The organism is Bartonella sp. P0282, assembly GCF_048452985.1.
In the GTDB taxonomy this organism is placed as follows: domain Bacteria; phylum Pseudomonadota; class Alphaproteobacteria; order Rhizobiales; family Rhizobiaceae; genus Bartonella; species Bartonella choladocola.
Genome location: NZ_WTFO01000004.1, coordinates 118,883 through 132,100 on the forward strand (window position 1 = coordinate 118,883; position 13,218 = coordinate 132,100).

Annotated in this window: 13 protein-coding genes and 2 tRNA genes; 10 read left to right on the plus strand and 5 right to left on the minus strand. The window is 45.8% G+C overall.

All coding sequences use genetic code 11. The features are described 5' to 3' along the window. Positions 1-4: 4 nt before the first annotated feature. The 3 genes from serA to GQS64_RS11800 all read right to left on the minus strand — a co-directional run bounded on the left by serA (position 5) and on the right by GQS64_RS11800 (position 3,824). On the minus strand, positions 5-1,609 hold the full coding sequence (serA, locus tag GQS64_RS11790) for a phosphoglycerate dehydrogenase (RefSeq protein ID WP_077993856.1): 1,605 nt from the start codon (positions 1,607-1,609) through the stop codon (positions 5-7). A 75-nt stretch (positions 1,610-1,684) separates the two neighbouring features. After that, positions 1,685-2,848, minus strand: coding sequence for a phosphoserine transaminase (locus GQS64_RS11795; RefSeq protein WP_077993858.1), 1,164 nt, complete (start codon positions 2,846-2,848; stop codon positions 1,685-1,687). A 109-nt stretch (positions 2,849-2,957) separates the two neighbouring features. Next, positions 2,958-3,824, minus strand: a complete 867-nt coding sequence (locus GQS64_RS11800; RefSeq protein WP_198231735.1) for an NmrA family NAD(P)-binding protein — start codon at positions 3,822-3,824, stop codon at positions 2,958-2,960. A 107-nt stretch (positions 3,825-3,931) separates the two neighbouring features. Here GQS64_RS11800 and GQS64_RS11805 point away from each other — a divergent pair, with 107 nt between their 5' ends. The 9 genes from GQS64_RS11805 to ureG all read left to right on the plus strand — a co-directional run bounded on the left by GQS64_RS11805 (position 3,932) and on the right by ureG (position 10,090). After that, positions 3,932-4,369, plus strand: coding sequence for a hypothetical protein (locus GQS64_RS11805; protein ID WP_077993861.1), 438 nt, complete (start codon positions 3,932-3,934; stop codon positions 4,367-4,369). A 122-nt stretch (positions 4,370-4,491) separates the two neighbouring features. After that, complete coding sequence (locus GQS64_RS11810) at positions 4,492-5,316, plus strand: urease accessory protein UreD (protein ID WP_198231736.1); 825 nt, start codon at positions 4,492-4,494, stop codon at positions 5,314-5,316. Positions 5,317-5,329: 13 nt separating this feature from the next. After that, positions 5,330-5,632, plus strand: a complete 303-nt coding sequence (locus tag GQS64_RS11815; protein ID WP_077993865.1) for an urease subunit gamma — start codon at positions 5,330-5,332, stop codon at positions 5,630-5,632. 39 nt (positions 5,633-5,671) lie between these two features. Then, positions 5,672-6,277 carry a HupE/UreJ family protein gene (locus tag GQS64_RS11820; protein ID WP_198231737.1) on the plus strand — a complete coding sequence of 202 codons (606 nt, stop codon included), beginning with the start codon at positions 5,672-5,674 and terminating at the stop codon, positions 6,275-6,277. 44 nt (positions 6,278-6,321) lie between these two features. Next, complete coding sequence (locus GQS64_RS11825) at positions 6,322-6,627, plus strand: urease subunit beta (protein WP_198231746.1); 306 nt, start codon at positions 6,322-6,324, stop codon at positions 6,625-6,627. Continuing rightward, positions 6,627-8,336 carry an urease subunit alpha gene (gene ureC / locus GQS64_RS11830; RefSeq protein WP_198231738.1) on the plus strand — a complete coding sequence of 570 codons (1,710 nt, stop codon included), beginning with the start codon at positions 6,627-6,629 and terminating at the stop codon, positions 8,334-8,336. The genes GQS64_RS11825 and ureC overlap by 1 nt, the downstream gene beginning before the upstream one ends. Positions 8,337-8,343: 7 nt before the next feature. Then, the gene (locus tag GQS64_RS11835) at positions 8,344-8,808 is read left to right on the plus strand and encodes an urease accessory protein UreE (protein ID WP_198231739.1); all 465 of its coding nucleotides are present in this window, start codon (positions 8,344-8,346) and stop codon (positions 8,806-8,808) included. Further along, complete coding sequence (locus GQS64_RS11840; protein ID WP_198231740.1) at positions 8,808-9,467, plus strand: urease accessory protein UreF; 660 nt, start codon at positions 8,808-8,810, stop codon at positions 9,465-9,467. The genes GQS64_RS11835 and GQS64_RS11840 overlap by 1 nt, the downstream gene beginning before the upstream one ends. Next, entirely contained in the window at positions 9,464-10,090 is a 627-nt protein-coding gene (ureG, locus tag GQS64_RS11845) for an urease accessory protein UreG (RefSeq protein WP_198231741.1), read from the plus strand. The genes GQS64_RS11840 and ureG overlap by 4 nt, the downstream gene beginning before the upstream one ends. 162 nt (positions 10,091-10,252) lie before the next feature. On the opposite strand, the gene GQS64_RS11850 is transcribed toward ureG, so the two are convergent. Further along, positions 10,253-10,327, minus strand: a tRNA-Glu gene (locus tag GQS64_RS11850). A gap of 163 nt (positions 10,328-10,490) precedes the next feature. Between GQS64_RS11850 and GQS64_RS11855 the strand changes: the two genes are divergently transcribed. Continuing rightward, positions 10,491-10,566 (plus strand) — tRNA-Phe (locus GQS64_RS11855). Positions 10,567-10,754: 188 nt separating this feature from the next. On the opposite strand, the gene GQS64_RS11860 is transcribed toward GQS64_RS11855, so the two are convergent. Continuing rightward, on the minus strand, positions 10,755-12,182 hold the full coding sequence (locus GQS64_RS11860; RefSeq protein ID WP_198231742.1) for a hypothetical protein: 1,428 nt from the start codon (positions 12,180-12,182) through the stop codon (positions 10,755-10,757). Positions 12,183-13,218: the final 1,036 nt, after the last annotated feature.

Here is a 13,218-nt window from a genome sequence, read left to right on the forward strand (position 1 = left end):
TCAATCAACCGTTTGCGACATCGAATTCCAGAGGTTGAGTGTGTTTGATACCCTTTATCTTGCGCAATTCATCAAGCACTTGATCGGGAATACGAGCATCAAGATAAAGAAGCGCAATCGCGTCACCACCCGGTTCATTACGTCCCAGAGCGAAGTTTGCGATATTCACGCCGGATTTCCCGCAAATTGTACCGATTGTACCGATAATTCCCGGCGTGTCGGTGTTGGTGATATAGAGCATATGCGGGCCGACCTCGGCATCAAGATTGATACCCTTGATCTGGATAAAGCGCGGCTTGCCGTCAACAAAGCAGGTTCCGGCAATGGAGCGTGTGCGCTTCGATGTTTTGACAGTCAGTTTGATATAGCCGTCGAAAATACCGGATTTATCGCGCTTGACCTCGGAAAGAATAATACCGCGTTCTTTAACGAGAACCGGTGCCGATACCATGTTGACATCGGCAAGTTGCGGGCGGATGAGACCGGCCAATGCGGCACTGATGAGCGCACGCGTATTCATGGTAGCGGTTGAACCGTCAAACAGAATCTCGACTTCCTTGATGTCTTCCTCGGTTGATTGGCCAACAAAAGCACCAAGAACTTCGGCAAGTTTGACAAACGGCTTCAAGCGCGGTGCTTCTTCTGCCGTAATTGAAGGCATATTGATTGCATTGCTGACAGCACCATTGATAAGATAATCCGACATTTGTTCGGCAACCTGAATAGCAACGTTTTCCTGTGCCTCGGTTGTCGACGCACCGAGGTGCGGCGTGCAAACGACATTATCAAGGCTGAAGAGAGGATCATCGGCTGCCGGTGGCTCGACTTCATAAACGTCAACCGCAGCACCTGCAATTTTGCCTGACTTCAAAGCGTCAACAAGGTCTTTTTCGACAACCAGCGCACCGCGTGCACAATTGATAAGTCTTACGCCTTTCTTCATCTTGGCGATCGTTTCGGCATTGATGATATGGCGTGTCTTATCGGTGAGCGGTGTGTGTAATGTGATAAAATCGGCGCGCTTCAAAAGATCATCCAGTTCGACCTTTTCGACTCCGAGTTCTTTGGCACGGGCATCCGAAAGGAACGGGTCATAGGCAATCACTTTCATCTTCAAGCCGACACCGCGGGTTGCAACAATCGAACCGATATTGCCACAGCCGATAATACCGAGAGTTTTGCCAGTGATTTCAACACCCATAAAGCGGCTTTTTTCCCATTTACCAGCCTTGGTCGATTTATCGGCGGCGGGCAATTCACGGGCAACAGCAAACATCAATGCAATGGCATGTTCTGCGGTTGTGATCGAATTGCCGAATGGCGTATTCATAACGATAATACCGCGCCGTGAAGCGGCCGGAATATCAACATTGTCAACGCCGATACCGGCACGACCGACAACTTTCAGATTTTTTGCAGCGGCAATAAGTTTTTCCGTTACTTTGGTTGCCGAACGGATAGCCAAACCATCATATTGGCCAATAACTTCGAGAAGCTTTTCTTTGTCTTTACCGAGTTCCGGTTTGTAATCGACCTCAACGCCGCGATCTTTGAAAATCTGGACAGCGGTCGGGGATAATTTATCAGATACGAGTACACGAGGTGCCATTATGGCCTCCAAAAATTTTGTAAAATGGGGGAATGAGCGGCCTTGAAACAAGCCGCTACAAGGGAAACTTAATTTTTAAAGAGCTGCTTGTTCAGCCTTGAAAGCCCAGTCGAGCCATTCCGTCAATGCCTGAAGATCGGCGGCCTCGATCGTGGCACCGGCCCAGATGCGTAAACCTGACGGTGCATCGCGATAGGCGCCTATGTCATGGGCAACACCGGCTTTTTCCAGACGGTTGACAATAGCCTTGGCAAATGCTGCCTGCTTGTCTGCATCAAGTTTAGCCACAGCCGGATCGACAATTTTGAAGCATACGGAAGTGTTCGAGCGGGTCGCCGGTTCTTTCGCCAGAAATTCGATCCACGGCGTTTTGGTAACGAACTTGTCAAGAACAGCAAAATTCTCGTCAGCCCGTTTCATCAAAGTTTTCAGACCGCCAATCGACTTTGCCCATTTCAATGCATCAAGGTAATCCTCGACACAAAGCATAGACGGCGTATTGATTGTTGCGCCCTCGAAAATACCTTCAATGAGTTTTCCACCTTTTGTCATGCGGAAAATTTTTGGCAACGGCCATGCGGGCGTATAGGTTTCAAGACGCTCTACCGCGCGTGGCCCAAGAATAAGCACACCGTGTGCACCCTCGCCACCCAGCACTTTTTGCCAGGAGAATGTTACAACATCAAGTTTCGAGAAATCGAGATTTTGTGCAAATGCAGCGGATGTTGCGTCGCAAATCGTAAGCCCTTTACGATCAGCCGGAATAAAATCGGCATTAGGAACGCGCACACCCGATGTTGTTCCATTCCATGTGAAAACAACATCACGATCAAAATCGACTTTGGTCAAATCCGGTAATTCACCGTAAGGCGCTTCCAACTTGCGCACATCGGTCAATTTCAATTGTTTGACAACATCTGTTACCCAGCCCGAACCGAAGCTTTCCCATGCCAGCATGTCAACGCCACGTGCACCAAGGAGTGACCACAGTGCCATTTCAACAGCACCGGTATCGGATGCGGGAACAATGCCGATACGATAATTTGCAGGAACTTCCAGCACTTCGCGGGTGAGGTTGATTGCCTCTGCCAGCTTGGCTTTACCAATTTTTGCACGATGTGAACGGCCAACCGGCGCATCAGCAAGCGCTTCAACCGTCCAACCGGGACGCTTTGCACAGGGACCAGAAGAGAAATTGGGATTGTTCGGGCGCACGCCCGGCTCGTTTAGATTTGTCATAATATTCTACCCTTTCAGATAGCTCGCCTCTCGTTGGGAAGAGGTGGCCCGCTGACGTGATTATCCGAAAGGCACTTTCAACACAAGTAAAAAAATAGATTATCACAAATTATTTAATCTGAGCCGCTTTTAGACAGAGTTTTTCAATGTATTGTTGAAGTGTTATTTTTCCTCTCTCTATTTTATTCAATGGCGGCCAATCACCACTTATTGTCTTTAACGCCATCGCAGTAAATGACATTGCACTTGATTTCGAGAAAGAAAGGGAAAGATAATAATTTTCAATATCTTCCCTCTTCACTCCTCTAAGTTTTACCGGTTTTCCGAGTGCCGTTTCAAAAGCGGATGCGACATCTTGAACCGTGTAACGTTCCGGCCCTTCAACATAATGAATGCCAGCCTTTCCACATTCGACAAGCATTGTCAGATAATCGGCAATATCGCGGGGAGCGACCATCGGAATGATAGAATGGGAGGGATAAATGGTGGTCAAACATCCTTTTTCGATAATTTCGTTGAGAGCAAAATCCCAATTGGACATATAAAAGCCTGCGCGAACAATCAGCGCTTCCGGATAAATCTCTTTAACTTTTTCTTCCAATAAATAAAGGCTGCCTAAATCTCCGATATGGTCACCTCTCTGAGCTCCATAAGTCGACTGCACAATGACTTTTTCAAGATTGGTGTTTTCGAGTGCGCGCGTCATCGCAGCAATTGTTCCACGCTCTTCAAGATCAACATCATAAACAGGATTGGCTGGGGGATTAAGGATATAAACGCCGCTCGCCTGCTTCAAAACCTGATGGAACAAACGATAGTCGGAAATATCAATTTCCGCTAATTGCGCACCAAGTTTGACAAGGTTTTCAGCGCGTTTTCCGGAACGGGTTACCACTGTCACATCCCTCCCCGAACGAAGCAGATTCTTAGCGAGCTCCGAACCGATATGGCCGGTTGCCCCCATCACGACAAACATGATTCACCTCTCTTTCAAAAAACGTTAGCCAATCACATAACGATAATCATTCTTGTCGGAAAGGACTAATAAAACTATGATGGGCTTTCAAACGGGAAGGGCACAGAATGAAACAATTGCATTGGAAAAAAAGCTTAAGCCTTATAATCATTCCGCTGTTGTTTTTAAGCGGTTGCCAATCGGTTCCCAAGCTCAAATCACCCGATAATATTTACGAATTCAACACCCGCCCGACAAATGAAGTTGGCATTCCCGCCGATGTCCTGAGGCGTGCCGCTTTTACGGCAGAACGTCGCGGCTATCGTTATTTTACAATCAATGACACGTCCGAAGGTGCACAAACTTCAAAAATGCCGACTTTCGGCATTAATTACGGACGTGATCCTTATGGCTTTTCTGACCCCGGCGCCGACAGTACGGGGGGTGGAATTTCAATGGATTTACCATTAAATACTCGTCGCATCCATTGGGTTGTCACCATGATGCATACGCCCGAAGCACAATCGACCAAAGTTTATGATGTAACCGAGGTTATTTCCAAATAACTGTTTTCAACAAGTTGGTCACTTCACGTTCAAGATAAAAATTGCGTTTTATAGAAAAATTGCTGTCATATAGCGGTTAGAGAAACCATTAGTTTTTTTTAAAACTAGGGGGCGGAAATAATTTGCAAAATTCGTCTTTAAAAAAAGCCGTAATGCAGCGCATGGAAGGCAGCGCTTCCTTCAGCACGGTTTATAAAGATCAACGGTCATCTTTGGAAAAACTTTATCAATCCGGCTCGTTGAAATTACGTTTTCCGCTTTATTCCGACAACCATTTCGAGGCTGTGCAAATCAATACGGCAGGCGGTGTGACCGGTGGCGACAAACTTTTCTGGAAATGCGAACTCGGTGAAAAAACAAAAGCAACCATTACCACACAAGCCGCCGAAAAAATATATCGCTCGCTTGATGGTATGCCCGCCGGGATCGATATTTCGCTAAATTTAAGAAAAAACTCGACATTGTTCTGGCTCCCGCAGGAAACAATTTTTTTCAATCGTGGCGCATTAAAACGCAAAATCACCGTCGAGATGGAAGAAGGTGCGGCTCTTCTTCTGGTAGAAGCTTTTGTTTTCGGCCGGAAATTAATGGGAGAGAAAGTTGTCAACGGCTTTATTGATGACGAGTGGCAGGTGCGTTTTTGCGATGAGCTTGTCCATTTTGAAGCCTTTAAAATCAATGGCAATATTTTACAGCAATCAACCCGCCCTGCAATTTTCAACGCCAATCAGGCCATTGCCACAATTCTCTACATTGCCGATGATTATCAGAGGCACGAAGCGGCTGCGAGAGAGATTATCGGACAATCCGGAGGGGTCTCTGCGTGGAATGGCAAGTTTCTTGCAAGGATGATTGAAAAGGACTCCTATTCTTTGAGGGAAAAACTTGCTCCTTTGGTAAAACTGCTAACAAAAGGTGCAGATGTGCCGAAATTTTGGTCAATTTAACTATGGGTGAATAATGATACTTACCGAAAGAGAAAAGGACAAATTGTTGATCTCGATGGCAGCAATGGTTGCTCGCAAACGACTTGAACGGGGAGTGAAGCTCAATCATCCGGAAGCTGTTGCACTGATTAGCGATTTTGTCGTGGAAGGTGCGCGCGATGGCCGCACCGTTGCCGATCTCATGGAACAGGGCGCTTATGTATTGCGCCGCGATCAGGTCATGGAAGGCATTCCTGAAATGATTGAAGACATTCAGGTTGAAGCAACATTTCCCGACGGGACAAAACTTGTCACTGTCCACCATCCGATCCGTTAAGCCTGACAATTGAAAAATATAAAACTTAGGGGAACTCTCATGAAACTCTTGTCAAAATCGACAATCATAACAGCTTTGATGATTTTAACATCGACACCGGCTTTTGCCCACCTTACCGGTGTTCCACATGACCATAGCTCTTTTACAAGCGGCTTTTTACACCCGTTAACCGGATTCGATCATATTCTTGTTATGGTTGCAGTCGGCCTATGGGCAGCTCAACTCGGTGGAAAATCGATCCTCGCAGTTCCGGCAAGTTTTGTTGTGTGTATGGCAATCGGTTTTTGGCTTGCCACAAAGGGCATTGCCCTACCTTATGTCGAACCGGTCATTCTTGCTTCCGTTATTGCAATGGGGCTCTTTGCGGCAATGGCCGTTCATCTTCCCATTATGCCCGCCATGCTCGTCGTCGGTGCTTTTGCTGTTTTTCATGGTTATGCGCATGGTCTCGAACTCGAAAATTCGGAAGCCTATGCTTACGGAACCGGTTTTTCTATTGCCACAGCATTGCTTCACGGCGTCGGTATTACAATCGGCTTGGGAGCAGGCAAAATTTTTGGCCAGTCAAATGGCGCAACCGCAATCAGAATCGGCGGCGTTGCGACCACTCTTGCAGGGCTTTATCTGGCATTTGCTGCCGCATGACGTCGAATTCCCGCCACCCGTTCTAACAATCGGAAAGAAATATGATGGTTCCCGGAGAAATGATTACAGAGGCAGGCGATATTGAAATGAATGCCGGCCGTAGCGCGATAAAACTCAAAGTCGGCAATAGCGGCGACCGCCCTATTCAAGTGGGATCACATTATCATTTTTATGAAGCCAATCCTGCCCTTCAATTCGACCGCGAAAAAGCCCGTGGAATGCGCCTTGATATTCCGGCCGGTACAGCAGTCCGGTTTGAACCCGGACAGGAAAAAGATGTTTTCCTCATACCATTAGCGGGAAAACGTCGCATTTTCGGTTTTCGTGCAAAAATTCAGGGGGATCTTTAATGAGCCACAAAATCTCGCGTGCTGCTTATGCGCAAATGTTCGGGCCTACAAAAGGTGACCATATCCGCCTTGCCGATACAGACCTTTTTGTAACTGTCGAAGATGACAAGACAACTTATGGCGAGGAAGTCAAATTCGGTGGCGGTAAAGTTATCCGCGACGGGATGGGACAAAGCCAGTATTCACGTGAACAAGGGGCTATGGATACAGTTATCACCAATGCCCTTATTGTCGATTATACCGGCATCTACAAAGCCGATATCGGTTTGAAAGACGGTCTTATCGAAAAAATCGGTAAAGCAGGCAATCCCGATATTCAACCAAATGTCGATATTATCATTGGTCCTGCAACCGAAATTATTGCGGCGGAGGGAAAAATTGTAACCGCTGGCGGAATTGATTCACACATTCATTTTATTTGCCCCCAGCAGGTCAACGAAGCACTTTATTCCGGCGTTACAACCATGTTTGGCGGTGGCACGGGGCCCGCGCACGGAACGCTTGCGACCACCTGCACACCGGGCCCTTGGCACTTGGCGCGCATGATACAAGCGGTAGACAGCTTGCCAATGAATATCGGCCTTGCCGGTAAAGGCAATTCGTCTTCCCCTGCTGCTTTGATCGAAATGGTCAATGCCGGTGCTTCTTCGCTCAAACTTCATGAAGATTGGGGGTCGACTCCGGCGGCAATCGACAATTGTTTGAGCGTTGCCGATGATTATGACGTGCAGGTTATGATCCACACCGATACATTGAATGAAGCGGGTTTTGTCGAAGATACAATCGCGGCATTCAAAGGCCGGACAATCCACGCCTTCCATACAGAAGGTGCCGGCGGGGGGCATGCTCCCGATATTATCCGTGTTTGCGGGTTTGAAAATGTATTGCCTGCCTCCACCAACCCGACACGCCCCTATACGGAAAACACCATTGCCGAACATCTCGATATGCTCATGGTCTGTCACCACTTGTCGGCAAAAATACCCGAAGATGTCGCCTTTGCCGAAAGTCGCATACGCAAGGAAACAATCGCGGCCGAAGATATTCTGCATGATCTCGGTGCTTTTTCTATTATCTCGTCGGATAGTCAGGCGATGGGACGTGTCGGAGAAGTCATTATCCGCACCTGGCAGACTGCCGATAAAATGAAAAAACAACGTGGTTATTTGGGAAAAGATAGCGGGTTCAACGATAATGAGCGCGTGAAACGCTACATTGCAAAATACACAATCAATCCGGCCATTGCACAAGGAATCGGTCATGTCACCGGTTCGATAGAAACCGGTAAACGTGCCGATATTGTCATCTGGTCGCCCGCCTTTTTCGGTGTAAAACCGGATATGGTTTTGCTTGGCGGAATGATCGTGGCGGCACCCATGGGTGACCCCAATGCATCTATTGCAACACCGCAACCGGTTCACTTCCGGCCAATGTTCGGCGCTCTCGGAAAGGCTGTCAAACACACATCTCTCACCTTTACGAGCAAAGCCGCCATTGATAATGGGCTAGCCGAAAAGCTAGGGCTTGAAAAGGAACTCGTTGCCGTCAAAAACACCCGCACAATTTCCAAAAAATCCATGAAACTCAATTCTGCAACGCCGCATATCGACGTTGACCCTGAAACTTATGAAGTGCGCGCAGATGGTGAATTATTAACCTGCGAACCGGCAAAGATACTTCCGATGGCACAGCGCTATTTCCTTTATTGAGGTTTAAATGTCCTATAAAACTTTTCGAGCAACAAAATATATACCGGTGTCCGATGCCAAAGGGGGTGAAACTTCAGGTGCGCTTTCACTTTCCCATGACGAGCGCCATATCCGCCGGAAATTGCTTCATTTTGCCAATGGCGATATGATTATGGTGGATTTGAAAGAACCCGTCCATCTTTCTGAAGGCGATGTTCTTGAAGCTGAAAACGGTGAGTATTTTCTCATCCACGCAGCCGATGAACCACTTTATTCTGTCAAAGCGGCAACTCCACTCGAACTTACCCGACTTGCCTGGCATTTGGGCAACCGTCATCAAACTGTCGAAATTAAAGAAAACACGATTTTCGTGTCTCGCGATCCGGTTATTCGCGCTATGCTTGAAGGTTTAGGCGCAACCATTGAGGAGATCGAGGCTCCTTTTCAACCTCTCCACGGAGCTTATCACGACCATGCGGGGCACCATCATTAATGTTGCAGGGTGACGCCTCTTTACTGCGTTTGATGACGCTTTTTTCGCCGGTCTTTCCGGTCGGAGGCTTTGCCTATAGCCATGGCCTCGAACAAGCAATCCATGAAAATTTTATCACAAATGCCGAAGATTCGTTTGATTGGCTTGATGCTCTTGCCAATTACGGATCTCTCCATAATGATGTGGTTTTCATTGCCGAAGCGTGGAGATCAACCGATCAAGGAAAATCCATTATTGCGCTTATAGAAATAGCCAATGCGAATGCTGCCTCGAAAGAACGCTTTCTGGAAATCGATTTACAAGGCCGTGCTTTTTGTACCTCAGTTGCCCAAACCGGTTTTTCAAAAGAAATCTATAAAACTCTTCCCTATCCGGTTGCTGTGGGCGTTCTCGGACATCAAATGGAAATTTCATTGCCATCTGTCCTGACAGCCTATCTCCACACATTTCTGTCAAATCTGGTGCAGGCAGCTATAAGACTTGTTCCGCTTGGCCAAAGCGACGGAGTCAAAATAATGGCAAAGCTCGAAAAGACAATTCTTGCTATCACCGATAACAGCGATAAGCTTACACTTGATAATCTCGGTTCATGTTGTTTTCTATCCGACATCATGGCAATGCGCCACGAAACACTTTATTCAAGGATTTTCCGTTCATGACATCTTCTTATTCACCAAACGGTCCGTTACGTATCGGCATAGGTGGCCCTGTCGGGTCGGGAAAAACAACCTTGACGGAAATGCTTTGCAAAGCGTTGCGCGATCATTACTCGGTCGCCGTTGTTACCAACGATATTTATACAAAAGAAGATGCGCTGATCCTCAATCGCGTTCAGGCACTGCCAGAAGATCGCATCATCGGCGTGGAAACAGGCGGTTGCCCGCACACAGCTATTCGCGAGGATGCAACTGTCAATTTGCAAGCTATTGACGAGCTTTTAAACCGGCATCCCGACCTTGATATGATATTTATCGAATCAGGCGGAGATAATCTCGCGGCAACATTTTCCCCTGATCTCGCCGATTTGACGCTTTACGTAATTTCGGTGGCAGAAGGTGAAAAAATACCGCGCAAAGGTGGTCCCGCCATTACACGCTCTGATTTGCTCATCATCAACAAGAAAGATCTTGCCCCATATGTTCACGCCGATCTTGATGTCATGAAACATGATGCCAAAATCCAGCGCGGCGACAAACCTTTCGTTTTCACGGATATGCTGCGCCGCGAAGGGCTTCAGGATATTATTCGATTTATCGAACAGGCAGGCGACTTCAATCGGTAAATAAGCAAACGCCCATTTGAAAACCGTTTTTTACGGCTTTAAAAATTTTTACGGCCACATGAACAGGCCTTATGGCGTCAAAGAGCTTCTGCAAAGATAGAAAGATATTTGCCGGAATGTTTCTAAGACATTTTCACAACAGATATGTTCGGAAAAATTAACTGGTACGCCTAAGGGGAATTGAACCCCTGTTTCCGCCGTGAGAGGGCGGCGTCCTGACCGCTAGACGATAGGCGCACGGTGTAAAGCCGCTAATAAGCCTTGTTTACTCAAAGAGCAATGCCAAATCCCCAAAAAAATGAACTTATCGGGGCAAATTTTGAATATTTTTGTTTTGAAGGCTAGACACCCAAAATTTTAATGTTATAAACCCAAGCGCTCCGGTTAAAAAATCGGATTTGCCCAGATAGCTCAGTTGGTAGAGCAGCGGACTGAAAATCCGCGTGTCCGTGGTTCGATTCCGCGTCTGGGCACCATCTCTCGTGTTCCGCTTTACGACATATTTTTTTATCTTTTTCAAAAAAGCGACAACAGCTAAGACGGGTTATAAATGCTTATAACTCGTTATATTTTTTTGCGTACTATTAGCCACTCTAATCTATTCAGAACAGTCAACTCCTCCGGTACAAAGTGGAGGTTTAAAACGCGATGAAATTTTCACCCTCTATGCAGATTTCCCCATAAAAAAATCGTCTGCTTCTTTACTCGTTTGAAACACTTTCAAATTGCCAAGTTGTTCAATGTTTTCGGGTTCATGCCCCACAACATAAAAACAATCTTTAGTTTCAATCTTGCTGAACGAACCAGATTGTTTATAGTCAGAAAAATCACACCTGTTGAACTTGAGTACATTGTTTTCATTATCCAGATACTTAAACATGTATCCAACACCAACAATTGCACCGGTTAAATTAGTGATCTTACAAAAAGAAAAAGTACAGTTGATAGGAGCGATGCACTCGATTGTTGCCTCAAAAAAATCACAATTTCTGAAAGTCGAAGGATAATACATATCAGGATCAGTAAACCTGATTATTTTAAATCCAATATATTCCATAACTAAATCGAAATAATTATCTAGTATCTCGGACTTAGATGAAGCTTTCAAAATAATATTCTTATGTTCTTTTTTTTCGTAAACTTCTATTTTTCGATACAAAGGTTCTATGTATTTAATAGCCTCCATGCGCGGTTTGTTGTTCGTAGTTTTATCTTCTTCATACAATATAAAATAAAGTATAATATCAAATGCTTGCTGGTAAAATTTTCCGCTTTCGTCCTTAGCTATCTCATTCAAAAAAGCGAGACCTGCAAACTTCTCACTATCATTTTTAGCGCCCAAAAGTTGGCTAGCATTCGCAATTAACTGAGCGGTATCACGATGCTGTGATGCAGCTAGTTCCCGGTCACGCCGTTTGCCCTCAGCTATCTGTTCGGTAATGTGTGCGGTTTTAATAAAATTTGCTTTTGCAGCCCAATAAAAAGTTGCAATACCGACGGAGAACAACACAATTTTTGTAAGTGTGATGCTCTCATCAAATATTTCTCCCCCCTTAGGAAAAAAGAAGTAAGAGATTGCAAAAGACGCTATAATCAATATTGCAACACCAACTATAGCGGCGAGTGCTCTTTTATTGCTTTCATAATCAACGTCGTCCATTATTGGTTTGTTTGCCCTCTTCAAACTTTCCAGATATGTCTTAAATATAACGCCTCCAGAAATCAGGAATATGCAGATAGCCATAAAGGCATTGGAAAACTGACCGAAAGCTTGCGTTGTTATATTGTCACGCACCCCTACAATAACATAAAACCACGCTGCTCCCATAAAGCTACCAAACAATGCGGCATAGAAAGCGGCGCGTTTAAAATACTCCGAAAGAAGCACTGTTACCCAAATTATGCCTATCCCAAATGCGAACGAATAACCACAGAAAACTAAAGTGCTATATGGAAATGGTCTGATTCCATTCACACACATATAACCCCAAACAGCAACGGACAAAGCTACCAAAACGCAACCAGATATTATTGTCATTTTCTCTTTGGTCGGAATATGTTCTTTCTTGTCCTGTGGGTTCTGTTGCTGCATTTAGATGCCCCCTTAACTCGTTCAGAATACCTTTACTGCCTAACCACCTGCAATCAAGGGTGACTTTTCTTCACAGCTTAATAATACAACCATGCCCCAAGTCATTCCCGGCCTTCCCTATTATGCATGGAAACGTGAGCTCTACGGCCTGCCGCCGATTGGTAAATGGATAGATATATCAACAGCGCCGCCATCAGTCATATATGGTGCATGATGTGCAGCGGTGAGGAAACGGTTGACCATATACATACTATTCTTTGTGTTGTCATTGTTGATCGCACATGGACCTGGAGGGAGAAAATCGGCACACGGCATGGGCAGCACAAAACACGTTTGTATTTGGCGTCGCTTTACGCATCAATTACACGCCTGATAGTTCAATCGCTTGGCCATTCTGATAATTGACCATCTAAGTGATCTTCCGAACCTTTCTGTCTCTGAGACTTTGTGTAACTCATTAAAGGAACCCGTTGGGCGATTAGACATTACCTATTCGAATTTCGCGAATCCTAAAACCGTGTTTGCTAATCCTGAAGAACAGATCGATTTTAACGGCCGCCAAAGAGACTAACCTCCCACTAGAGAGCTTTCAGCTAAACCATAGATGAACAGAGCAAAAGCCATTAGCGGATTACGTGCATGTCCAAGAGTTCCATTTATCGACCAGCAAGGGATAACTGGACAAAGAGTAGCCAATTGCCAACTCGGATGTTTGAAGCCACTATTTGAAAGCAATTAATTTAATGAACACGTGATCGTTTGAGCGGTTTTAGCAGGACGTTTTTGACGTGCTTTTCGATAGCAAGTAACAAGCTTTAGTTTGTCGGAAGTTCGGTTTGTTTTCAACATAGGCATGTCCGCGACCGCATATTGCAGTAAAGGTCATTAATTCCGCGATCCTAATAGACAACCCACGCACCAAACGACGAGCATCTCAACGTAATCATCGCCGCGACCTCGTTTTTGGAAGCGCTGCGGTATCCAAAGCGGATAATGATAGGCAAAAATTTGTGAGTGGTGAAGTGATGATTGGTTG

Coding starts and splice junctions, on each gene's coding strand:
- GQS64_RS11800 (WP_198231735.1), bottom strand. CDS start 3,824: ATGTTTGTCGTGATGGGGGCAACCGGCCATATCGGTTCGGAGCTCGCT.
- GQS64_RS11805 (WP_077993861.1), top strand. CDS start 3,932: ATGAAACAATTGCATTGGAAAAAAAGCTTAAGCCTTATAATCATTCCG.
- GQS64_RS11820 (WP_198231737.1), top strand. CDS start 5,672: ATGAAACTCTTGTCAAAATCGACAATCATAACAGCTTTGATGATTTTA.
- GQS64_RS11835 (WP_198231739.1), top strand. CDS start 8,344: ATGTCCTATAAAACTTTTCGAGCAACAAAATATATACCGGTGTCCGAT.
- GQS64_RS11795 (WP_077993858.1), bottom strand. CDS start 2,848: ATGACAAATCTAAACGAGCCGGGCGTGCGCCCGAACAATCCCAATTTC.
- ureC (WP_198231738.1), top strand. CDS start 6,627: ATGAGCCACAAAATCTCGCGTGCTGCTTATGCGCAAATGTTCGGGCCT.
- GQS64_RS11815 (WP_077993865.1), top strand. CDS start 5,330: ATGATACTTACCGAAAGAGAAAAGGACAAATTGTTGATCTCGATGGCA.
- serA (WP_077993856.1), bottom strand. CDS start 1,609: ATGGCACCTCGTGTACTCGTATCTGATAAATTATCCCCGACCGCTGTC.
- GQS64_RS11825 (WP_198231746.1), top strand. CDS start 6,322: ATGGTTCCCGGAGAAATGATTACAGAGGCAGGCGATATTGAAATGAAT.
- GQS64_RS11840 (WP_198231740.1), top strand. CDS start 8,808: ATGTTGCAGGGTGACGCCTCTTTACTGCGTTTGATGACGCTTTTTTCG.
- GQS64_RS11860 (WP_198231742.1), bottom strand. CDS start 12,182: ATGCAGCAACAGAACCCACAGGACAAGAAAGAACATATTCCGACCAAA.
- ureG (WP_198231741.1), top strand. CDS start 9,464: ATGACATCTTCTTATTCACCAAACGGTCCGTTACGTATCGGCATAGGT.